At 60.8% G+C, this 19,228-nt stretch carries 19 protein-coding genes and 1 pseudogene; 11 read left to right on the forward strand and 9 right to left on the reverse strand.

Annotation, left to right across the window (positions count from 1 at the left end; all coding sequences use genetic code 11):
• Positions 1 to 83: 83 nt before the first annotated feature.
• From GL300_RS21925 to GL300_RS27530, 5 genes are all read right to left on the reverse strand, one after another.
• Entirely contained in the window at positions 84 to 1,988 is a 1,905-nt protein-coding gene (locus tag GL300_RS21925; RefSeq protein ID WP_211595332.1) for a response regulator, read from the reverse strand.
• On the reverse strand, positions 1,918 to 2,781 hold the full coding sequence (locus tag GL300_RS21930; protein ID WP_155041814.1) for a CheR family methyltransferase: 864 nt from the start codon (positions 2,779 to 2,781) through the stop codon (positions 1,918 to 1,920). The genes GL300_RS21925 and GL300_RS21930 overlap by 71 nt, the downstream gene beginning before the upstream one ends.
• Positions 2,778 to 5,867, reverse strand: a complete 3,090-nt coding sequence (locus GL300_RS21935; RefSeq protein WP_211595335.1) for a response regulator — start codon at positions 5,865 to 5,867, stop codon at positions 2,778 to 2,780. The genes GL300_RS21930 and GL300_RS21935 overlap by 4 nt, the downstream gene beginning before the upstream one ends.
• Before the next feature lie 387 nt (positions 5,868 to 6,254).
• On the reverse strand, positions 6,255 to 6,629 hold the full coding sequence (locus tag GL300_RS21940) for a pyridoxamine 5'-phosphate oxidase family protein (RefSeq protein WP_246195325.1): 375 nt from the start codon (positions 6,627 to 6,629) through the stop codon (positions 6,255 to 6,257).
• Positions 6,619 to 6,804, reverse strand: coding sequence for a hypothetical protein (locus GL300_RS27530; protein ID WP_425495933.1), 186 nt, complete (start codon positions 6,802 to 6,804; stop codon positions 6,619 to 6,621). Before GL300_RS27530 ends, GL300_RS21940 begins: the two co-directional genes overlap by 11 nt.
• Positions 6,805 to 7,051: 247 nt before the next feature.
• Here GL300_RS27530 and GL300_RS21950 point away from each other — a divergent pair, with 247 nt between their 5' ends.
• The 9 genes and pseudogenes from GL300_RS21950 to GL300_RS21990 all read left to right on the forward strand — a co-directional run bounded on the left by GL300_RS21950 (position 7,052) and on the right by GL300_RS21990 (position 14,995).
• On the forward strand, positions 7,052 to 7,561 hold the full coding sequence (locus GL300_RS21950) for a hypothetical protein (protein WP_155041815.1): 510 nt from the start codon (positions 7,052 to 7,054) through the stop codon (positions 7,559 to 7,561).
• Positions 7,562 to 7,568: 7 nt separating this feature from the next.
• Entirely contained in the window at positions 7,569 to 8,024 is a 456-nt protein-coding gene (locus GL300_RS21955; protein WP_155041816.1) for a DUF421 domain-containing protein, read from the forward strand.
• Between the two features lie 64 nt (positions 8,025 to 8,088).
• Positions 8,089 to 8,947: pseudogene (locus GL300_RS21960) on the forward strand (SDR family oxidoreductase).
• A gap of 14 nt (positions 8,948 to 8,961) precedes the next feature.
• Positions 8,962 to 9,177, forward strand: a complete 216-nt coding sequence (locus tag GL300_RS21965) for a hypothetical protein (RefSeq protein WP_155041817.1) — start codon at positions 8,962 to 8,964, stop codon at positions 9,175 to 9,177.
• Positions 9,178 to 9,180: 3 nt separating this feature from the next.
• Positions 9,181 to 10,173, forward strand: coding sequence for a DNA topoisomerase IB (locus GL300_RS21970; protein ID WP_155041818.1), 993 nt, complete (start codon positions 9,181 to 9,183; stop codon positions 10,171 to 10,173).
• Between the two features lie 184 nt (positions 10,174 to 10,357).
• Positions 10,358 to 11,161, forward strand: coding sequence for a response regulator (locus GL300_RS21975; RefSeq protein ID WP_155041819.1), 804 nt, complete (start codon positions 10,358 to 10,360; stop codon positions 11,159 to 11,161).
• A gap of 155 nt (positions 11,162 to 11,316) precedes the next feature.
• Positions 11,317 to 11,832, forward strand: a complete 516-nt coding sequence (locus tag GL300_RS21980) for a 2Fe-2S iron-sulfur cluster-binding protein (protein ID WP_155041820.1) — start codon at positions 11,317 to 11,319, stop codon at positions 11,830 to 11,832.
• Positions 11,829 to 12,794: an FAD binding domain-containing protein gene (locus GL300_RS21985; RefSeq protein WP_155041821.1), complete on the forward strand. Its 966-nt coding sequence runs from the start codon at positions 11,829 to 11,831 to the stop codon at positions 12,792 to 12,794. Before GL300_RS21980 ends, GL300_RS21985 begins: the two co-directional genes overlap by 4 nt.
• 2 nt (positions 12,795 to 12,796) lie before the next feature.
• Positions 12,797 to 14,995 carry a xanthine dehydrogenase family protein molybdopterin-binding subunit gene (locus GL300_RS21990; protein ID WP_155041822.1) on the forward strand — a complete coding sequence of 733 codons (2,199 nt, stop codon included), beginning with the start codon at positions 12,797 to 12,799 and terminating at the stop codon, positions 14,993 to 14,995.
• A gap of 21 nt (positions 14,996 to 15,016) precedes the next feature.
• Here the strand turns inward: GL300_RS21990 and GL300_RS21995 are convergent, their stop codons facing one another.
• Genes GL300_RS21995 through GL300_RS26280 form a run of 3 tightly spaced genes read right to left on the reverse strand, consistent with a single transcriptional unit; the run spans position 15,017 to position 15,982 of the window.
• Entirely contained in the window at positions 15,017 to 15,283 is a 267-nt protein-coding gene (locus tag GL300_RS21995) for a hypothetical protein (RefSeq protein WP_155041823.1), read from the reverse strand.
• A 28-nt stretch (positions 15,284 to 15,311) separates the two neighbouring features.
• Positions 15,312 to 15,770 (reverse strand): host attachment family protein, encoded by a 459-nt coding sequence (locus GL300_RS22000; RefSeq protein ID WP_343043167.1) that lies wholly within the window; start codon positions 15,768 to 15,770, stop codon positions 15,312 to 15,314.
• Between the two features lie 41 nt (positions 15,771 to 15,811).
• A complete protein-coding gene (locus tag GL300_RS26280; RefSeq protein WP_170297775.1) occupies positions 15,812 to 15,982 on the reverse strand; it encodes a hypothetical protein in 171 nt (56 codons plus the stop codon).
• 245 nt (positions 15,983 to 16,227) lie between these two features.
• Here GL300_RS26280 and GL300_RS22010 point away from each other — a divergent pair, with 245 nt between their 5' ends.
• Complete coding sequence (locus GL300_RS22010; RefSeq protein ID WP_155041826.1) at positions 16,228 to 16,470, forward strand: hypothetical protein; 243 nt, start codon at positions 16,228 to 16,230, stop codon at positions 16,468 to 16,470.
• 4 nt (positions 16,471 to 16,474) lie between these two features.
• Positions 16,475 to 17,272 (forward strand): non-homologous end joining protein Ku, encoded by a 798-nt coding sequence (gene ku / locus GL300_RS22015; protein WP_155041827.1) that lies wholly within the window; start codon positions 16,475 to 16,477, stop codon positions 17,270 to 17,272.
• 3 nt (positions 17,273 to 17,275) lie between these two features.
• Here ku and GL300_RS22020 read toward each other — a convergent pair whose 3' ends face one another.
• Positions 17,276 to 19,102, reverse strand: a complete 1,827-nt coding sequence (locus GL300_RS22020; protein WP_155041828.1) for an ABC transporter ATP-binding protein/permease — start codon at positions 19,100 to 19,102, stop codon at positions 17,276 to 17,278.
• Positions 19,103 to 19,228 lie beyond the last annotated feature (126 nt).

The raw sequence follows: 19,228 nt of genomic DNA on the forward strand, positions 1-19,228 counted from the left end.
TCCGATCGTGGTGGGTAAGGGGCGAACATGGGCTCGCCCGGCTCTGAGCAAAAACGCCTGCCTTCTGGGGCGGTTCCGGAATTCTATGGGCGGATAACCGGGGTCGCAGAGGTTGGGCGGATAGCTGCCGCATGCATCAATTCGGTCAGGACCGGCAGCAGCGCCTCGGCGCGAAACGGCTTTTCGACGACCGGCACATGCTGGAAGCCCTGTGGCAGATGTTCCCGACCATAGCCCGAAACGAAGCAGAACGGAATCCGGTGGCGCGCCAGCGCCAAGGCAACATCATCGACCGGCTGGCCGGACAGATTGCCATCCAGCATCGCCACATCGATCTCCAGCGTCCCGATGACCTGCAGCGCCTGATCGATATTGCGGGCAATATTTACGGATGCGCCTGCGGCCTTCAATTCATGGCTCATATCCAGCGCAACCAGCGGCTCGTCCTCGACCACCAGAACGCAGCACTGACCGAGGCTGCCGATCTTGCCCGCATCGGGGGCCGGCGCGGCCTGATTGTCGGCGCTTTGCTTGGGCGAGGCAGCGCCAAGCGGCAGGGAAATTGTCCAGATGACGCCACTTTCATGCCATTCGGCCTTGACCATATTGTCATCGCCGCCGGCGCTGGCATGGATCAGAGTCATGCCGAAGCCCTTGTGTTCAGGCGGGCTGACAGCGGGTCCGCCACGCTCCTCCCATCGCAGAACGAGGCAGGCTTCGCCTTGATGCCAGCTCAGATCAATGATGCCGTTTGGGGTCGAAAGCGCCCCGTATTTTGCCGCATTGGTGCCCAACTCATGCAGGCTCAGGGCAAGGCGAAGGGTGTTTTCTGGCGAGAGTTGGACCTTGGGACCATGACGCGTGAGTCGCAATGGATCAAGCGTGCCCGCGCGTATCTGCTCGTCGATCAGCTGATCAAGCGGGGCACTCGTCCAAGTCACGTCCGAAAGGATGGAATGTGCCCGTGACAAGGCCTGCAACCGACCGATGAATCCCTGTTCAAACCCGTCGAGGCTCTTGGCCTGTCGTAGGGTTTGCCGCGCAATGGCCTGGACATTGGCGAGCGTATTCTTGATGCGATGGTTGAGTTCACCGATGAGCAGGCTGCGCATCTCTTCCGCGCGTTGGCGCTCTGTCACGTCGAGCACTTGCAGCGAAAGCGAGAGATTTCCGTCGGAAGGATCGCGCAGGATCGAGCCAAAAACCTCGCAATGGATCATGTCTCCATCCGGTCGGCTGACCCGGGCTTCGGTTTTATGCCGCCCCTCGCTCGTGCCGTTTTGGACCCAGGATCGCAACACCGCCGTTGCCTCTGGCGCAAGCCAGCCCTGTTCGCCGATCACACGACCGAGCATCTGATCGGCGCCCACACCAAACATCCGCTCGGCCCCCTGCGACCAGCTTCGGATCGTCAAGCGGCAGTCGCATTCCACGAGGGCCAAAGGTGAATTATCGGCATGGGCCTTGAGGCGTGAGATCGCGGCATCGCGGTGATGGGCCAAAACGCGCAACTCGTCGCGCTGACGCTCCAATTCGCGCGCTTGCCGGCCTATCATGAAAAAGACATCGGCCTTGGATTGCAATATGACCGGATCGATTGGCTTAAAAATGTAATCGAGCGCGCCGACCTCAAAGCCCTTGAAGCGACGGCGTTCATCACGATCCGCTGCCGTCACGAAGATGATCGGAATCTGGCGGGTACGCTCGGAGCCGCGCATCAGTTCGGCCAGTTCAAAACCGTCGGTCTCGGGCATCTGCACGTCGAGAAAGGCCAGCGCGTAATCATGCACCAACATCAATTCCAGCGCCTCGGCGGCAGAACCCGCGAAATCCACCCGCAGACCGTCACGGCGCAACAGCGCCTCCAGCGCGATCATGTTCTCCCGGATGTCGTCGACAATAAGGAAACGGATCGGATTATCGGGCATGGGAGAACTCCTGTGAGGCGGTGCGGCGCCAGATGCGCTCTTTTTCGTTGAAATCGGCAAACAAGGCTGCCTGATCCGAGAAACGCAATGTCTCATGCGCCCCCAGACCCAGGAAGCCGCCACGTACCAGAGAATCCGCAAACAGGCGGAAGACCCGGTTTTGCAATGTCTCGTCGAAATAGATCAGGACGTTGCGGCAGGAGATCAGATGCATCTCCGAAAACACCTCATCGGTGGCCAGATCATGCTCGCTGAACACGACACGGCTGCGCAGATTGCGGTCAAAGGCCGCGCGTCCATAAGCGGCGGTGTAATGATCGGCCAGCGAGCCGCGCCCCCCGGCTTGCTGATAATTCCGCGAGAACCCCGCCAGACGGCCGATCTCATAGACCCCTGATGATGCTTTGGCCAAGGCGCGGCGGTTGATCTCGGTCGCATAGAAAACCGTTCGGTCCAGCAGGCCCTCTTCATGGAAGAGGATCGCGAGGGAATATAGCTCCTCTCCATTCGCGCAACCCGCAACCCAGACCTTGAGCGAGGAATAGGTCCGAAGATGCGGCAGAACTTCGCGGCGCAAAGCCGCGTAATAAGGCGGGTCGCGGAACAACTCGCTGACCTGAACCGTCATGGCATCGATCACGTCGGGCAGGACCGAGGGTTCATGCAGCAAGCGACGCTGTGCATCGGACAGGGTCTTGCAGCCCAGCCGCTCGCGCACAAAATCCGCGCGCCGGGCCAGAGACGCCCTGGAATACGCGCGGAAGTCATAATGGTAGCGCAGATGCAGGGCCTCAAGGAACAGATCGAGTTCGATCTGTTCCACCGGGTTGGTCCGGACAGCGCGCGGGCTCATCGCGGCATCCAGACCCGGGCCAGTGACAATAGCTTGCCGACCTCGATGGGCTTGGCGAGATAGTCATTGGCCCCTGCGGCGAGGCATTGCGCCTGATCATCGGCCCTGGCTTTCGCGGTCAGCATGATGATCGGCAGCGAGCGCCAGCGATCAAGCTTGCGTATCTCGCGCGTGGCGGTCAACCCGTCCATTTCCGGCATCATTACATCCATTAGCACGAGATCGATCGAGGGCAGACCGCCATCCGCAACCTGTCCCAGAAGCTCGAGCGCCTCGCGGCCATTGCGGGCGATCTGCACCTCGACGCCATGCGGCTCGAAGATGCCTGTCAGGGCGTAGACATTGCGGATATCGTCCTCGACAACCAGAATGCGACGACCTTCGAGCAGATTGTCCCGGCTCAGCGAGACCGTCAGCATTTCGCGCTGGCGCGGCGGCAGGTCAGAGACGACCTGATGCAGGAATAACGAGACCTCGTCGATCAGCCTCTCGGGAGATTTGGCCCCTTTGATGATGATCGATTTGGAATAGCGCCGAAGTTGCAGTTCTTCATTCTGGCTAAGCGCGCGGGCAGTGTAGATGATCACCGGTGGGAAAGACGCCGCCTCATTGCGGTGAAGTTCCTGCAGCAACTCGAAACCCGAAGCGTCGGGAAGGGTCATGTCCAAAACGATGCAGTCGAAGGTTTGCTCGCAACATGCGATCAGCGCCTCCTCTGCGGTCGTGGCTCCCACGGTCTCGACGAGGTCATTGCTCAACAATGCCTTGAGGCCATCAAGCTGCGCCGGATCATCCTCGACGATCAGGACACGGCGCAGGGACTGCTGCGTGGAATTGCCCAGCTTGCCGATGACGGTGCTCAAGGCGGCGCGATCGACCGGCTTGATGAGATAGCTCATCGCGCCTTGCGACATCGCCTCGCGCGAATAGTCGTTGGCCGAAACGACATGGACGGGAATATGCCGGGTTGCGATATCGCGCTTGAGACGGTCCAGCACCGACAGTCCGGTATGATCTGGCAGGCCCATATCGAGGACGATGCCCTGCGGCAGGAAACGCTGCGCGGCACGCACGGCATCATCCGCCGTGCCGACCACTACCGCCCGAAAACCCAGTTCCCGCGTCAGGTCAAGCAGCAGCCGCGCAAAGGCGATATCGTCCTCGACCAGCAAGATGACCCGATCACCCGTCTCGATGGCATCGCGGTCATCGACAATATCCCCCAGCGTGGCCGTTTCGAGCTCGATGGCGTCGGCCTGAAGCCGCGGGGGAGTGTCGATTTTTACCGGCAGCGGTTCGGCACTGCGCGGTGCGGCCTCTCCGACCGGCGCGATGTCGCGTGGCAAGGTCAGGGTGAAGGTGCTGCCCTGACCGGGGCTGCTTTCCACGGTGATCCGCCCGCGCAGCAATTCGGCCAGCTCGCGCGAGATCGAGAGCCCCAATCCGGTCCCGCCATATCTGCGCGAGATGGTTCCATCGGCCTGACGGAAGGCCTCGAATATGCTCTCTTGTTCGGAGGCGGCGATTCCGATCCCGCTGTCTTCCACGGCGAAGCAGGTCTCGCCACCCCGTTCGTCCACACGGATGGTGATGTGTCCGCGTTCCGTGAATTTGAGTGCGTTCGACAGGAAATTGCGCAAGATCTGATCCAGTCGCGCCGGATCGGTGCGGAACTCGGCCAGATCGGAATGGATATCGACGCGCAGTTCCAGCCCCTTGCTGCGCGCCTGATCCTCGAATTTTCGTACCAAGCCCCGGGCCACGCCCGCCGGGGACAAGGTCTCGACGTTGATATCGAGCTTGCCAGCTTCGATCTTGGCCAGATCCAGAATGTCATTGATCAACGCCAGCAGATCCCGGCCAGAACTCTCGATCGTATCGGCCCAGCGAACCTGTTCGTCGGATAGATTATGTTCGCGATTATCCGCCAGCAGGCGGGCCATGATCAGCAAGGCGTTGAGCGGCGTGCGCAACTCATGCGACATATTGGCGACGAATTCGGATTTGTAGCGGCTTTCCTTGGCCAGTGTTTCCGCCTGTCCGACCAGTTGCCGACGCGAGCGCGCCAAGGCATCGCGCTGCTCTTCCAGTTGCTGGGTCTGGCTTTCGAGCTGCGCGTTTTGCTGCTCAAGCTCGGCTTGCTGGGCTGAAAGCCTGCGCTCGCTGTCCTGCAGCGCGCGGGTCTGTTCTTCGAGTTCCTCGTTCGTGGCAGCCAGCTCTTCAGTATGGCTGCGAAGCTCTTCCGCCTGCCGTCGGGTTTCTTCCAAAAGCTCGCGCAGATTGGCGCGGTAATGCGCCGATGTCAGGGCAATGCCGACGCGTTCGCCGATCCGCTCCAGCAAATCGCTGACCGCCTTGCCGGGCGCGACATCAAATCCCAACTCGATCACGCCATTGACCTGTCCGGCATCATGAAGCGGCACGATCACCGAATGAGCGGCGCGTCCGCGCAGCAGTCCCGAGCCCCAGCCCAAGGCATTCCCGCTTTCCGCGACCAGCGAAAGTACCCGGTTTTCGCCTATCGCGCGCCATAAATGGCCTTGGCCGCGCGCGATCTTGTCGCAGGCCCCGCTGTCCAGAAGTCCCCAATCCGCAATCGGTTCAAGAACATCACCCTCGCGGGCATAGGCGATGGCTGCGCGGGGACCCAGGGCATTGGCAAGCGTACGGAGGGAATTCTCTCCCAAGGATTCGACCGATTGTTCACCCTGCAACGCCTCGCCCATTGCCACCTCATTGCGTTGCAGCCATTCAGAGCGGCTGAGCGCGAGGCGACTGCGGATCAAGACATGGCCCAAGCCCCCCAGAAGCAGGGTGACGAGGCCGGCAAGAACGCGGTTGGGCAGTGCGACTGCAGAATCGACGCCGACATCCGCAAGCTTGAAGCCGATCGCAATCAGAACCGTCAGGCCCGCGGCCACGGCAGGCGGAAGAAACGGGCGGCTGGACAGATAGGTCAAGGCCAGCGGCAGAAGGTAGATCAGCCAGATTGCCGTGCCGAGGGGAAAAATATTGTCGAGAACGAAAACGACGGCGGTCGCGACAAGGATCAGGGTCAGGATTAGGGATTCAGGCAGGGATTTCACGCAGCTTGGGCCTTCTCAGTTCAAAATCTTGGCCACCTGCTGACAGAATTGCTCCGGGTTTGCCATTTTTGCATGCAATGGGCGACGTACCGTCACAATTGCGCCCAACCTCGCCCAGCCGAGTCTTTCGCTGACATCCGATCCGGCCTTGCGTCGTCGCAGACCGGATCCTCATGGCTGTCATGTCTTGTCTTCTCTCAGGATCGCTCGAATTGCCAAAGAGAACGCCACCTGTCCGCGAGGGTTCCCCGACGGCCTTAATCGATCAGCATTTGCCCGCAGCGGGTTTCAAAAGGTGAGATGGAAATGATCGCCGATATCTGGATCCGCGCCGGTCAAGTTGGCTTTCGCGACCTGCATGAGAAAGCCCAAGCCCCCATTGGTCGATCAGATCTCGGCCTCGGAAAGATCAAGCCTGAGAAGCCGCAGATCCGGATCGTCCTTGCCTTCGTCGAACCAAGCGGCGGCGACGCGGTTCCAGATTTCATCAAGCTTGCCGCGGTCGGGTGACAGTTCGAGATGTCCCTCCATGCGCGTCCAGAGCTTGCCCGCGGCATCGCCGACGATATGCAGCGCCGGTTGTGCCCCGCCTTCGACCTCCGCCACCAGATCCGTGCCTTGCGCCGTGATGAACCATAATGCGCCCGCATCGCGATCGGCATAATGCGACATCGGCACCAGTTTCAGCTGCGCGCGGGTGCCGAGCATGCCGGCATTGATGCTCTCAAGGCGCTTCCAGAACAGATCCTTTTCAATCGGCATGGGCTTTTCCTTTTCTTATGGAACCGGTGCAATTCACGCCAGGGTCGAGCACACGATCTTGCCGGCGGCCCAGCTTGGCGGCCCAGCGTTTTCGGTAGGCGTCCTCCCATTTCCGGATTTCATCGGTGGTAAATGCCGTGACCCGCAGAGGATTTCTCTTGCTCGTGGCGGAAATAGGTCAGTCGGTCGATGAAGGGGCTCATTCCGCTACTCCTCGAACGAAGGTTGGCCTTCACGCTGCGAAGCCACGGCACCGATAGCTCTCGCAGACAGTCCGGAAGGCTGTTGAACCGGGAGGGGGCGAAAATGTTTCAGCGGTTGCGAAAAAAACGCTCTCGCAAAGCCGCTGGAACAAAGCACGGCTCGCACTGTTTCTTCCCTCGCCCGTTTCGCCGCGCATTTTTCCGCGAGGAGGCCCGATCTTGAGCAAGGATTTGTGCCTGCCACCCATCCGCGCCGATGGTTTGCAGCTTGAGGAACACCGCGCCTTCCAAGAGCGCTATTGGCGCGTTCAGCGTGTCGCGTGGCTAGGTTATGGCACCGCGATGCTGCTTGCCCTGCTAGGTCTGACCGGCAGCGGCGGCGCATTCCATCTGCAAGAGATCCGCATGTCCGGCGCGGTGGCGCAAATGCCGCGGGTGGCGCGTTGGGAGGAATGGGATGAAATCCGCGTCCGCTTCTTAGAGCCGCGTGACACCCATGACCTGACCATCGGCACGGGCTTTTTCAATTTGTTCGAGGTCGGGCGCATCCAGCCCGATCCCGAGACGAGCCGCCTGACGACACAGGCCCATGAGATGCGTTTTTCCGCCGCGGGCCCTGCCCCGCATGAGATCCGGATCTCGACCCGACCCATGCATTTTGGCTGGGCCCGCTTTGATCTCGGCCTCGACGGCGAAAGCCGCAGCGTCAACATCCTCGTCCTGCCATAGCTGCGCCATGGATTCCGTCATTCGCGGCGTCACCATCTATGCGATCCTGCTGCTGATCACCCGGCTATCGGGGCGAAGGACGTTGGCCCAATCGACGCCTTTCGATTTCGTGCTGTTGCTCATCATCGCCGAGACGACGCAGCAGGCGTTGTTGGGCGATGATTTCTCGTTGGTCAATGCGCTGATCCTGATCCTGACGCTTTTCTCGGTCGATATCCTGCTTTCCTATGTGAAGCGCAATTCGCGCCATGTCGCACTTTGGCTCGATGGCGCGCCAACGGTGCTGCTCTCGGGCGGCAAGATCGACGAGCATGCCATGCGCCGCGCCAGAATGGGCATCGGCGACATTCTGGAAGCGGCGCGACAGCAGCAGGGACTGCGCAGCCTCGACGAGATCGAGGCGGCCGTGCTCGAGATCAGCGGCGGGATCAGCATCATCCCCAAGGCCAAGGACAAGGGCTGAGGCGGGAACATTGCGGCATTGCTCAGGTTCCTTCCGAAATGCCGAAGCCATGAGGATCGAAGAGATGAAGGATTACCCCAAGCCCCCCTTCCCCGAGCAAAGCCAAGAGCTTCCCGGCAGCTTTCAGGTCATGCAAGCGCGCCCGGATCATGGCGAGACCTCTTGGCGCGGCGCAGGCAGGTTGGATGGCAAGATCGCGCTGATCACGGGCGGCGATAGCGGCATTGGCCGTGCCGTCGCCATCGCCTATGCGCGCGAAGGGGCGGACCTCGCCATTGCCTATCTCGACGAGCGTGACGATGAGCAAGACACTGCCGGATTAGTCAAAGAGGCGGGCTGCGACTGGTTTGTTGCTGGCCGGAGATCTGGGCGATCCGGCCCATTGCCGCGATGTCGTGGCGCAAACTGTCGCGAAATATGGCCGCATCGACATCCTCGTGAACAATGCCGCGCATCAGATGAAATTCGATGAGATCGGCGAGATCTCGGACGAGGAATGGCGGCGCACCTTTGCCGTCAATATCGACGCGATGTTCTATCTGGCAAAGGCGGCGATCCCGCATATGGCGCCGGGAGCCGCGATCATCAACACCGCCTCGATCAATGCCGACAAACCGAACCCGACGCTGCTGGCCTATGCCACGACCAAGGGGGCGATCCAGAATTTCACCGCCGGCCTCGCCCAGCTTCTGGCCGAAAAGGGCGTCCGGGTGAATGCGGTCGCCCCCGGTCCGGTCTGGACGCCGCTGATCCCGGCAAGTTTCCCGCCCGAGGAGGTCGCGAGGTTCGGCGAGAAATACCCGCTGAAACGGCCCGCGCAGCCGGTCGAACTGGCCTCGACCTATGTGATGCTGGCTGAGCCGATGTCGAGCTATGTCTCGGGCGCGACCATCGCCGTCACCGGCTGCATGCCGATGATCTGAGAAAGGAGAGGATGATGCGAAACCAGATCTTGCGCCTTGGCCTTGGCATCGCTGCGGGCTTCCTGCTGAAATCCGTACTCGACGCGCGGAGTTCTCGACCTGTCCCGCAACTGGAAAATATCCGCGACGCCGGACCCGAGGCGATGGACGAGCCGCCAGAGGAATGGGACATGGTGGATGAACTGAATGACGAATCCTTCCCGGCCAGCGATCCTCCGGCAAATTACTGAGAGATGCCGGAAAGACTGGTCTTCGTTTCGGATAGCGATCCCGGCATCTCACGGCGGCGGGCGGGCAAAGGCTTCTCCTATCGCGGACCTCAGGGCGAGGGGCTAAGCCGCGAAGAAATCGCCCGGATCAAGGCCTTGGCCGTGCCTCCGGCCTATCGCGATGTTTGGATCTGCGCATTGCCCAACGGCCATCTGCAAGCGACCGGGCGGGACGAGCGGGGCCGAAAGCAATATCGCTATCACCCGCTTTGGAGCGAGGCGCAATCCCGCAACAAATACGACCAGCTTGCGGCTTTCGGTCAGGCCCTTCCGGCATTGCGTCGCAGGCTCCGGCGCGATCTGCAAGGCGAGGTCGGCGACCGCGCCTTCAGCCTTGCCGCCTTGGTGCTTCTGATCGACCGGACCTGTCTGCGCATCGGCAATCCCGCCTATACTGCGGCCAATCGCAGCTTTGGCGCCTCGACCCTGCTGACGCGCCATCTCAGCCTCAGCGCGGAAGGGATTATCCAGCTGAAATTCCGCGCCAAGGGCGGCAAGATCTGTCGCCATGCGCTGCGCGACAAACGGTTGAACCGCATCCTGCAAGAAATCGGCGATCTGCCGGGCCGCAATCTTTTCACCTATCTCGATGAGGACGGCGTGACCCACAGTCTGCATTCGCAAGATGTGAATGCCTATCTTGCCGAGATTGTCGGAGAAGGTATGACCGCGAAGACCTTTCGGACATGGGGTGGCACACTCGCGGCCTTCGAACTTGCAGCGGGTTTGGCTGCGGATGCCCGGCTTACCCCGCGCATGTTGGCCCAAGCCGCCGCCGAGAGGCTGTTCAATACCCCGACCGTCTGCCGCAAATCCTACATCCACTCAGCGGTACTGGAATTAGCCGCGCAGCCGCCTGCAGAGCGCAGCGCATATCTCGCAAGCATAGCATGCCCCGATATCGCCGAACTGCGCGCAAGCGAGCGACGTCTGCTCGCCTTTCTCGGCCATATCTAGGACGCGCGCACCCAATCAGCGATTTTCCACGTCCAGCCGATCTGACGGGAACGATTGGGCCGCAGGTAAGCCCAGTTCAACAAGGCCGCAGGCTCGGTTCCCCGGCCCAAGGACCTGTTGCTTGGGGGAAACAAAATCCACTCACGCGCGTTAGGGCCGGGAAGATAAAAAACCAGAGGTCTCAATGGCACCCGCAGATTTGGCACAAGCGATCAGTCAGGAAGTCCGGTATTTGCGCCGCTACGCGCGCGCTTTGACGGGCAGCCAAAGGGCCGGAGACAATTATGCCGCCGCAACCCTCGAAACGATTTTGATCGACCCTAGCCTTGTGCAGCCCGATGATATTCGGGTCGGACTTTTCCGGACCTTCCATGGCCTGTGGCAAAGCTCAGGTCAGCCGATCGAAATCCAGCCCGAGAATGCCCGCGAAATGAATGCTCAGGCATTTCTGCGTCGCCTGACGCCGAATTCGCGCGAGGCCCTGTTGCTTCACGCGATCGAGGACATGAATTACGACCAGATCGCCCGCATCATGGAGATCAGCCCGCAAGAGGCCGAAGAACTGGTTGCGATCGCGCGGCGCGAGTTGTCTGACCGATTGACCTCGAATGTCATGATCATCGAAGATGAATCCATCATCGCGATGGATCTCAAGAGCATCGTTCAAGCCATGGGCCATGAGGTGACGGGGATTGCCCGCACGCACAAAGCTGCCGTGGATCTGGCGCATCGCAAACGCCCGGATGTGATCCTTTCCGATATCCAACTTGCCGATGGGTCCTCGGGATTGGATGCTGTGAGTCAATTGCTGAATGATCTGGGCGATATTCCGGTGGTCTTCATCACCGCCTTCCCGGAACGCCTGCTGACCGGCGAGCGCCCCGAGCCAACCTATCTGCTGCAAAAACCCTATAGCGAAGAGCAGGTCGCCTCGGCGCTCAGTCAGGCGATCTTCTTCTCCTCGCGCGAAGGCATGGCGGCGGCCTGATCGCCGTTGTGACATCGGAGAGGCGGCCTCGCCTCTCCAATCTGCTCCGAATCCAGCAGAACTTGTTCCTCGTGGCTGCGGGCTCCAAAGTTTTCAGGAACAAGCATTGGATTGGATGGTTCCGACACTCCCGCCAAGCGGCCAGAGGAGATGTCATGTCCTGCAACCCGCCAGCCAAATTCACCGTCAACGGCATGGCCCGCACCTATACGGGCGATCCCAGACGCAGCCTTCTCGATTTTCTGCGCGACGACCTCGGTCTTTGCGGCACCAAAAAGGGATGCGATCATGGTCAATGCGGTGCGTGCACGGTGATCGTCGATGGTCGCCGGATCAACTCCTGCCTCACGCTCGCCATCATGCAACACGGCTCCGAGATCACGACGATTGAAGGCTTGGGCGAGCCGGATCACCTCTCCGCGCTGCAACGGGCCTTCATCAAGCATGACGGTTTTCAATGCGGTTATTGCACCCCCGGCCAGATCTGTTCGGCCACCGCGATGCTGGAGGAATTGGCGCAAGGCTGGCCAAGCCATGTCAGTGCGGATCTGCAACACATCAAACTAAGTGATGACGAGTTGCGTGAGCGCATGAGCGGCAATCTTTGCCGCTGCGGCGCATATTCCAACATCATCGCGGCGATCCGCGAGATCACGGAGGCAACTCCATGAGGCCATTCGAATATCGTCGCGCCACCAAGCCCTCCGATATTAGCGCCGCGGACCGCATCATCGCGGGCGGCACCAATATCCTCGATCTGATGAAACTTGAAGTCGAAGTGCCCGCGCAGATCATCGACATCAACCCGCTTGGCATGACGGAAATTTCAGAGATCGATGGCGGGTTGCGCATCGGTGCCATGGTGCGCAATACCGATTGCGCCGCAGATGCGCGGGTTCGCCGCGACTATCCCTTGCTTGCGCGCGCCATTCTTGCCGGAGCCAGCCCGCAATTGCGCAATCGCGCCACGACCGGGGGCAATCTTTGCCAAAGAACCCGTTGCAGCTATTTCATGCAGCCAGAGGCGCGCTGCAATAAACGTGATCCTGGCACGGGCTGCGACGCCTTGCACGGCGTCAATCGCAGCCACGCGATCTTTGGCGCCTCGGAAAACTGCATCGCGACCTATCCCGGTGATATGGCCGTGGCGCTCTTGGCACTGGGTGCGTCGGTCGAGATTTTGGGAAGAACTGGCACGCGCTCGGTGCCCATCGGTGACTTCCACCGCCTGCCAGAGCATCAGCCCGCGAAGGATAATCTACTGGAGCCCGGGGAACTGATCTCGTCGGTCACTTTACCGCCCGCGATGGGCGGCGCGCAAATCTACCGAAAGGTGCGGGACCGCTCCTCATTTGCCTTTGCCCTCGTCTCGGTTGCCGCCGCGATCACGATTGCAGACGGGCGTATCCGCCATGCCGCTCTGGCCTTCGGAAGCGTCGCCCATAAACCATGGCAGGACCCGGCGGTTGAGACGGCACTGGTCGGGCAGGAGCCCTCCTTGAAGCTGTTTGCGCAGGCAGCCGATCTGCTCGTCGGAAAGGCGAAGGCTCAGAGTGGCAATGCTTTCAAAATACCGCTCCTGCGCCGCGCGCTGATTGCCGTGCTGAGCGAGGCAACCAACACGGAGGCGTGACGATGTTTGGAACCTTTGACAGTCCCGACCAAAGGAACCTGCTTGACCGGACCGGTCAGGGGATTATCGGCAAAGGGCTGGATCGTCCGGAGGCGGGCCTCAAGGTCACGGGGCGCGCAACCTATGCCGCCGAATACCGCCCCGAGAATTGCGCCGATGGCGTGCTCGTCACCGCGACGGTCGCGCAAGGCAAAATCTTGCAGATCGAGTCCGAAAAGATCGAAGCACTGCCCGGCGTTTTGGGCATCTTTACCGACAAACTTATGTTGCGACGACCAGCGCAGGGCACGGCCGGTCGGGCACCGGCCCAGGATCCGCGTCAGATCGAATATCATGGGCAACCTCTTGCCCTCGTCGTCGCAGAGACATTCGAACAGGCAATGCATGCGGCCAAGGCGCTCTGCATCACCTATGAACGACATCACGACGTGCCTTATGATCCCGAGACCGCACCGTCGGAGCCCGCCGAAAAACCCATCATTCTCGGTGATCTCGACGAGGCCATGGCAAATGCCGCCCATAAGGTAGATGCGACATATGAGACCGCAGGCCATGCCAGCGCTGCCATGGAGCCCCATGCCTCGATCGCCAGTTGGCAAGGCGATGATTTGACAATTTGGGGCAGTTTCCAGATGATTTCGCATAATGTGAAAGAACTCGCCGACGCGTTGCGGATCGCGCCAAAGCGCGTGCGCATCCTCTCGCCCTATGTCGGGGGCGGCTTCGGCTCGAAGCTGGGGATATCCCATGACGCGGTCGCGGCGGCGCTTGCGGCCAAGGCCCTCGGGCGCCCGGTCCGTGTGGTCCTGACCCGGCAGCAGGTCTTCACCACGATCATGCGTCGCTCGGAAACCAGGCAACGTCTGCGCCTTGCTGCCGATGGCGATGGTCGCCTGACCGGCTTGGGGCACGAGGCCTGGGTTTCGAACCTGCCGCAAGAAAGCTTTGCCGAACCGGTGACCCAGGCCACGCAGTTCCTTTACGGCGGCGAAAATCGCAAGCTTTGCGTCAATATTGCCCGGATCAGCCGGCTGACCGCTGGGTCGGTACGCGCGCCCGGTGAGGCGGTCGGCATGCAGGCCCTAGAAGCCGCGATGGACGAGTTGGCCGAAAGAGCCGGTCTCGACCCGATCGAACTGCGTAAGCGTAATCTGCCCTCAAGCGAACCCGGTAAAGATCGGCCCTATTCCTCGCGCATGTTGGCCGAGGCCTTGGACCAAGGTGCTGCGGCCTTTGGTTGGCATGAACGGCAACCCAAGCCCTGCATGACCCGAGAGGGCGAATGGTGGATCGGCTTGGGCGTTGCCTCGGCCGCGCGGGTCAATATGCTGATGCCGGCTGCAGCGCGGGTGCGGCTCGAGCCTGATGGCAGCCTTCTCGTGCAATCCGACCAAACCGATATCGGCACCGGAAGCTATGCCATTCTTGGCCAGATCGCTGGGGAAATGCTGGGCGTGCCGATCGAGCGGGTGCGGGTGGAATTGGGCGATAGCGAGTTGCCGTCAGGGGCAGGCTCCGGGGGCAGTTTCGGCGCGAGTTCGACAGGCTCGGCGGTGTTTCGCGCCTGCGAGGCGATCCGCGACCGCCTGGCGCATCGCCTGGGGGCGCGTTCCGATAGGCTGGACCTGCGTAATGGCATCGCATCGAGCGGAGAACGTTCCGCGCCGGTGGCCGAACTTCTGCGCGGATATGCGCTTGAGGAAATTGGCCGCATCAAACCAGGCAAGACCCAGATCGACTATGCCCAAGCCAGCTATGGCGCGTTTTTCTGCGAAGTCGCGGTGAACGCCTTTACCGCCGAGACCCGCATCAGGCGCTTGCTGGGTGTTTTCGGCTTCGGGCGTGTGCTGAACCAAAAGACCGCACGCTCGCAATGTCTGGGCGGCATGGTCTGGGGCATCGGCTCGGCCCTGAGCGAAGAATTGTCCTTTGATCTGCGTGATGGCCGGTTGATGAACCATGATCTCGAGCAATATCACCTGCCCGTTCATGCCGATATTCCGGATCTGGACGTGATATTGCTGGAAGAACGCGATACAGCCGCCAGCCCCTTGCAAGCGAAAGGTGTCGGGGAATTAGGGATTTGCGGCACCGCCGGTGCCATCGCCAATGCCGTCTACAATGCCTGTGGTGTGCGCGCCTATAGTTTTCCGATCACACCCGACCGTCTCATCGACAGGCTCCCCGAACCGTTGACGTGAAAGCCAGCGCGCCCTCCGACCTCACGGCTCTGGTGCATGTAGCTTGCGCAGAATGATCGTGCCGCGAAAGACCTCCTCGTCACCGGCGCTTGCGACCTGCGAGACATTGACGTTTTCGAGATGGACGATCTGCGTCCCGCCATCGGCGAGATCCAGACGAGCTTCATTGTCTCGTGGCATCTCGCCTTCGGGCAAAACCATGTCGATTGAAAACACATAACCGGTCGGCGTGGGATCGACCGTGCCGGTGACGGGCTCGATGCCGGTCAGAAAAAGTGTCGCATGCATTATCGCCATTCCTCTTTGCCGATCAGAATCAGACCGGGTCGAATTCGGCTTTTAGAACCCGTTCGATCTCCGGGATTGGATGGTTTGTAAGGGTTTTGGGGATTTCTGCGACAACGCGCTCTGTGACCGTCTGATGCAGTTGCGCCCGGATTGCGGCCAGAACTTCGGGCGCGGCAACCAAAATAATGCGGGCAAAATTCTGCTGCTCGGCATGGTCGTAAAGCAATTCGGCGAGGTGCCGACCAAAACGCTCTTTTTCCAGCTGATGCCAATCGGTTTCCTCATAGGCCGAGCGTGCCGAACCTACGCTTTGATGTTGCCGACCCGGTCGGCTTGTCGATTGCTCACGGTCAAGGGGATTGGCTTGGGTTTCCTTACCGCGCACCTTGAGGACCGGATATTCCGCGTCACCTTCATTCTCGAGAAACAGGGCCTTTTCGCCATCGGCCACCAAAACCCATGTGCCGTTGTTCAATATGCGTGCCACGTTGTTTCTCCTTATATGTCGATGACGTGTCGGGACTTCCATCAAGTCCGGTTGCGGGACGGTGCAAACCGGGCATCACGCCAGAATGTTCCCGGCATGCGGATCTCGAAATTTTTTGCGAACATTTCCGCCTTCTGCCGGTTGATCCGCGACAACGCCTTCCGCCGCGAACAGGAGAAGCGATGCAAAACCCCAAAGACGACGAGCAGCATCTGCCCAATCACCCCGCTCAGGAGCGCACGACCTATCCGTCAGGAATGGAGCGTGAACGGCGGATGCCGACGGGTGGATCAGAAAAACCCAAACCCTCACCGGATCATCGTCCCGAAAAAGCAGATACCTCAGACGAAAGGAGCGCAAAATGAAAGGTATGGTCGCATGGTTTCTGGGCGTCCCGGTTGTCGTCATCATCCTGCTTTACGTCACCGGGATTTTCTGACGCAGAAGGAGCGCCCCGATGTCTTATAACACCGAACCCGAACGCGCCGCCCGGCGCCATCCCGCTGCGATCATCGCCATTATTCTGGCGCTGGCTGTGGCAGGGCTTGCGTTGATCTGGTGGATGGGGGCGGATCCGGTCGCCAAGGACGATGTCAGCCGAACTGTCGCGCCCGAGGCACCTCAAGGTGGTGCTCTGACCACACCCACCGAGCCTCCGCCCGCCGACACTCCAGCAGCGGGCAGCCCTCCGGAAAACTAGGCCAATGGCTCCGCGCGTTTTCTGGAAAGGTTATTTGAAACTCTCGCTGGTGACCTGCCCGGTCACCATGATGCCGGCCACGACCGAAGGCGAGAAACTGCGCTTCCATACGCTGAACGCCAAGACCGGACATCGCGTGGAGAGCCAATTCGTCGACGAGGTCAGCGGAAAGCCCGTGTCAGACGAGGATCAGACCAAGGGCTATCCCCGAGCCGAGAACGACCACATCCTGATCGAGGATGACGAGCTTGACGCCGTGGCGCTGGAAAGCACCCGCAGCATCGATATCGAGATGTTCGTGCCGAGCCAGTCCATCGCTTGGATCTATTACGACAAGCCGCATTACCTCGCCCCGTCGGATGCGATCGGGGAAGAGGCGTTTTCCGTCATCCGCGACGCTATGGCGGCGACAAGGATGGTCGGGATTGCACGGCTTGTCCTTTACCGCCGCGAACGCGCCGTGATGCTTGAGCCAAAGGACAATGGCATCGTGCTTTGGACCCTGCGCTATGGCGACGAAGTCAGGGATGAGGGGGATTATTTCGACAAGCCCGGCAAGACCAAGCCCGATCCGGCGCTGATGAAGCTGGTGACGGGCCTGATCGGACAACGCATGGTCGAATGGAATCCGGTCCTCGTTCAGGACCCGGTGCAGGAAAACCTGCTGGAATTGATCGCCTCGAAGAAGAAACCCCGGAGGAAGGCCAAGCCTGCCTCCGCGCCGCCCGAAAAACCCGGCAATGTCATCAATATCATGGACGCGTTGAAGAAAAGCATCGCCGCCGAGCGCAAGGGCAAGTGATTTCTAGGGGTCATGTGTTCCCGGCAGCTTGCCGCGCAGATCCGGGACAGGCGCAGAGCCTTTCACCGCCTTCTCCACCCTTAGAATGCGCCCGAAAGTGTTGAACACCCGACCGAAGCGCGTGTCGAGCCGTCGCCCGATGCGGTCGCCCTTGATCAGCCGGACACCGCCATCCAACCGTTTCAGCTCTAATCTGCGGGAATGATAGGCATCTAAGCCCGGACGATGCGCCACGCTGATTAGCGCCGCCTCGGGCAGTTCCTCGATCAGCGCCTGCATCACGCCGGACTGGCTATCGTCATCCAAGGCCGAGGTCGCCTCATCCATCACCACAAGATCTGGCCGTTCCAGCAGCACACGGGCAAAGGCGATGCGCTGGCGCTCGCCACCGGACAGGACATGGCTCCCGCGGTCCTCGTCATCAAGGCGCGGCTGGAAATGCGGCAGGCCGACGCGGTCGAGGACGCGCGCCGCCTCGGCGTCAGAAAGCGTCTCGGGCGGGTTCGGGTAGCTCAGGCAACCGCGCAGGGTTCCTAGCGGCAGATAGGGCGTCTGCGGCAGGAACATGATGTGCCAGCTTTTCGGGATGATGATCTGGCCATTGCCCCAAGGCCAAAGCCCGGCAATCGCCCGGATCAGGGTGCTTTTGCCGGTGCCGGATTCACCGCCAACCAGCACGCGTTCGCCGCGCGCGATGACGCCTTCGGCCTCGTCGATCACCACGATGCCATCGTCGCGCCGCACCTCCAGTCTGATCAGGCGCAATTCCTGCCCGTCATCTTCGCGCAGCTCGATCCGCGTGTCGTCGGGGCCGTGAATGGTGCGCTCCAACTCATCCATGCCGCCGATCAGCACCGAAAGCCGGTTCGCCGCCGCCCGCCAACTGGCCAGCACAATGAAATTGTCCATCACCCAGTTAAAGGCCATCTGGACCTGCACAAAAGCCGCCGAAACCTGCATCAACTCGCCCAGGGACATGCCGCCCTGAATATATTTCGGCGCGCCGATCAGCAGCGGAATCACCGGCAAAAGGATCGCGCTCATATTGGTCAGGATGGTGATGCGGCCGTGGTTCGATCCGATGGTCCAGATCGCCGTCGCGAGCCGCGACAGCGACCCGATCAACCGGCGCTTTTCCTCATCTTCGCCCTTGATCAGCGCGATGGATTCTGCGCTTTCGCGGACACGGGTCAGCTCAAAGCGCAGATCGGCCTCGGCGGCATTTTGCTCCTCGACCGCCACGATAAGCGGGCGGCCGATCACCCAAGTCAGGCAGGACATGACCAGCGCATAACATACAGCCGCCAGAACAAACCCATATGGGATGGTCAACACGCCGCCCTGCCATGGGATCGAGACCTCGAGCCCCACCAGAGCCAGCACACCAATGAAGGTGATCGTCGCCAGCGTTGCATTGAAAAGCCCGACCGACAGGTCCACCACCGGGGTCAGTGCCTGCTTCAAATCATCGGACATGCGGGCCTCGGGGACGTCGACGCCGGTCGAAGCAACTTCGAGCTTGTAATAAGTCCGCTCGCCCAGCCAGCGCCCTATCAGCCGCCCCGTCAGCCAGCGCCGCCATTCCGCCTGCAGCCCCATGCGCAGCCGCACCATGCCGTAATTGATCACGGCGCTCAGGACGAGCAGCGCCAGAAAGATCAGGATCATCCGCGGGATGGCCTCGATCGAGCGCTGATCGAGCGTGTCGAAGAAGCTCTTGCTCCAGCGGTTGATCGCAAAAAGCACGCCGACATTGGCCGAGACCACCACGACGACGCCCAAGGTCAGCGCCCAAGCGATGCGCCGCGCCGAGCCTGACCAGAAGGGCAAGGCGATCTAGGGTCAGGACCCATTGATTTTACTGTGATGACGTGATTCAGGCTCCGCGAGGAGACCTGATCGATGAGCAATCTTTTCTGGCTGTCTGACGCACAGATGGAGCGTCTTAAGCCTTTC

Source organism: Paracoccus litorisediminis, from assembly GCF_009711205.1.
Lineage (GTDB): Bacteria > Pseudomonadota > Alphaproteobacteria > Rhodobacterales > Rhodobacteraceae > Paracoccus > Paracoccus litorisediminis.

What these genes read in the sequence shown, in the direction of transcription:
- GL300_RS21930 (WP_155041814.1), bottom strand. Translation starts at nt 2,781, where the DNA reads ATGAGCCCGCGCGCTGTCCGGACCAACCCGGTGGAACAGATCGAACTC.
- GL300_RS21940 (WP_246195325.1), bottom strand. Translation starts at nt 6,629, where the DNA reads ATGCCGATTGAAAAGGATCTGTTCTGGAAGCGCCTTGAGAGCATCAAT.
- GL300_RS21955 (WP_155041816.1), top strand. Translation starts at nt 7,569, where the DNA reads ATGGATTCCGTCATTCGCGGCGTCACCATCTATGCGATCCTGCTGCTG.
- GL300_RS21965 (WP_155041817.1), top strand. Translation starts at nt 8,962, where the DNA reads ATGCGAAACCAGATCTTGCGCCTTGGCCTTGGCATCGCTGCGGGCTTC.
- GL300_RS21970 (WP_155041818.1), top strand. Translation starts at nt 9,181, where the DNA reads ATGCCGGAAAGACTGGTCTTCGTTTCGGATAGCGATCCCGGCATCTCA.
- GL300_RS21975 (WP_155041819.1), top strand. Translation starts at nt 10,358, where the DNA reads ATGGCACCCGCAGATTTGGCACAAGCGATCAGTCAGGAAGTCCGGTAT.
- GL300_RS21980 (WP_155041820.1), top strand. Translation starts at nt 11,317, where the DNA reads ATGTCCTGCAACCCGCCAGCCAAATTCACCGTCAACGGCATGGCCCGC.
- GL300_RS21985 (WP_155041821.1), top strand. Translation starts at nt 11,829, where the DNA reads ATGAGGCCATTCGAATATCGTCGCGCCACCAAGCCCTCCGATATTAGC.
- GL300_RS21990 (WP_155041822.1), top strand. Translation starts at nt 12,797, where the DNA reads ATGTTTGGAACCTTTGACAGTCCCGACCAAAGGAACCTGCTTGACCGG.
- GL300_RS21995 (WP_155041823.1), bottom strand. Translation starts at nt 15,283, where the DNA reads ATGCATGCGACACTTTTTCTGACCGGCATCGAGCCCGTCACCGGCACG.
- GL300_RS26280 (WP_170297775.1), bottom strand. Translation starts at nt 15,982, where the DNA reads ATGCTGCTCGTCGTCTTTGGGGTTTTGCATCGCTTCTCCTGTTCGCGG.
- GL300_RS22010 (WP_155041826.1), top strand. Translation starts at nt 16,228, where the DNA reads ATGTCTTATAACACCGAACCCGAACGCGCCGCCCGGCGCCATCCCGCT.
- ku (WP_155041827.1), top strand. Translation starts at nt 16,475, where the DNA reads ATGGCTCCGCGCGTTTTCTGGAAAGGTTATTTGAAACTCTCGCTGGTG.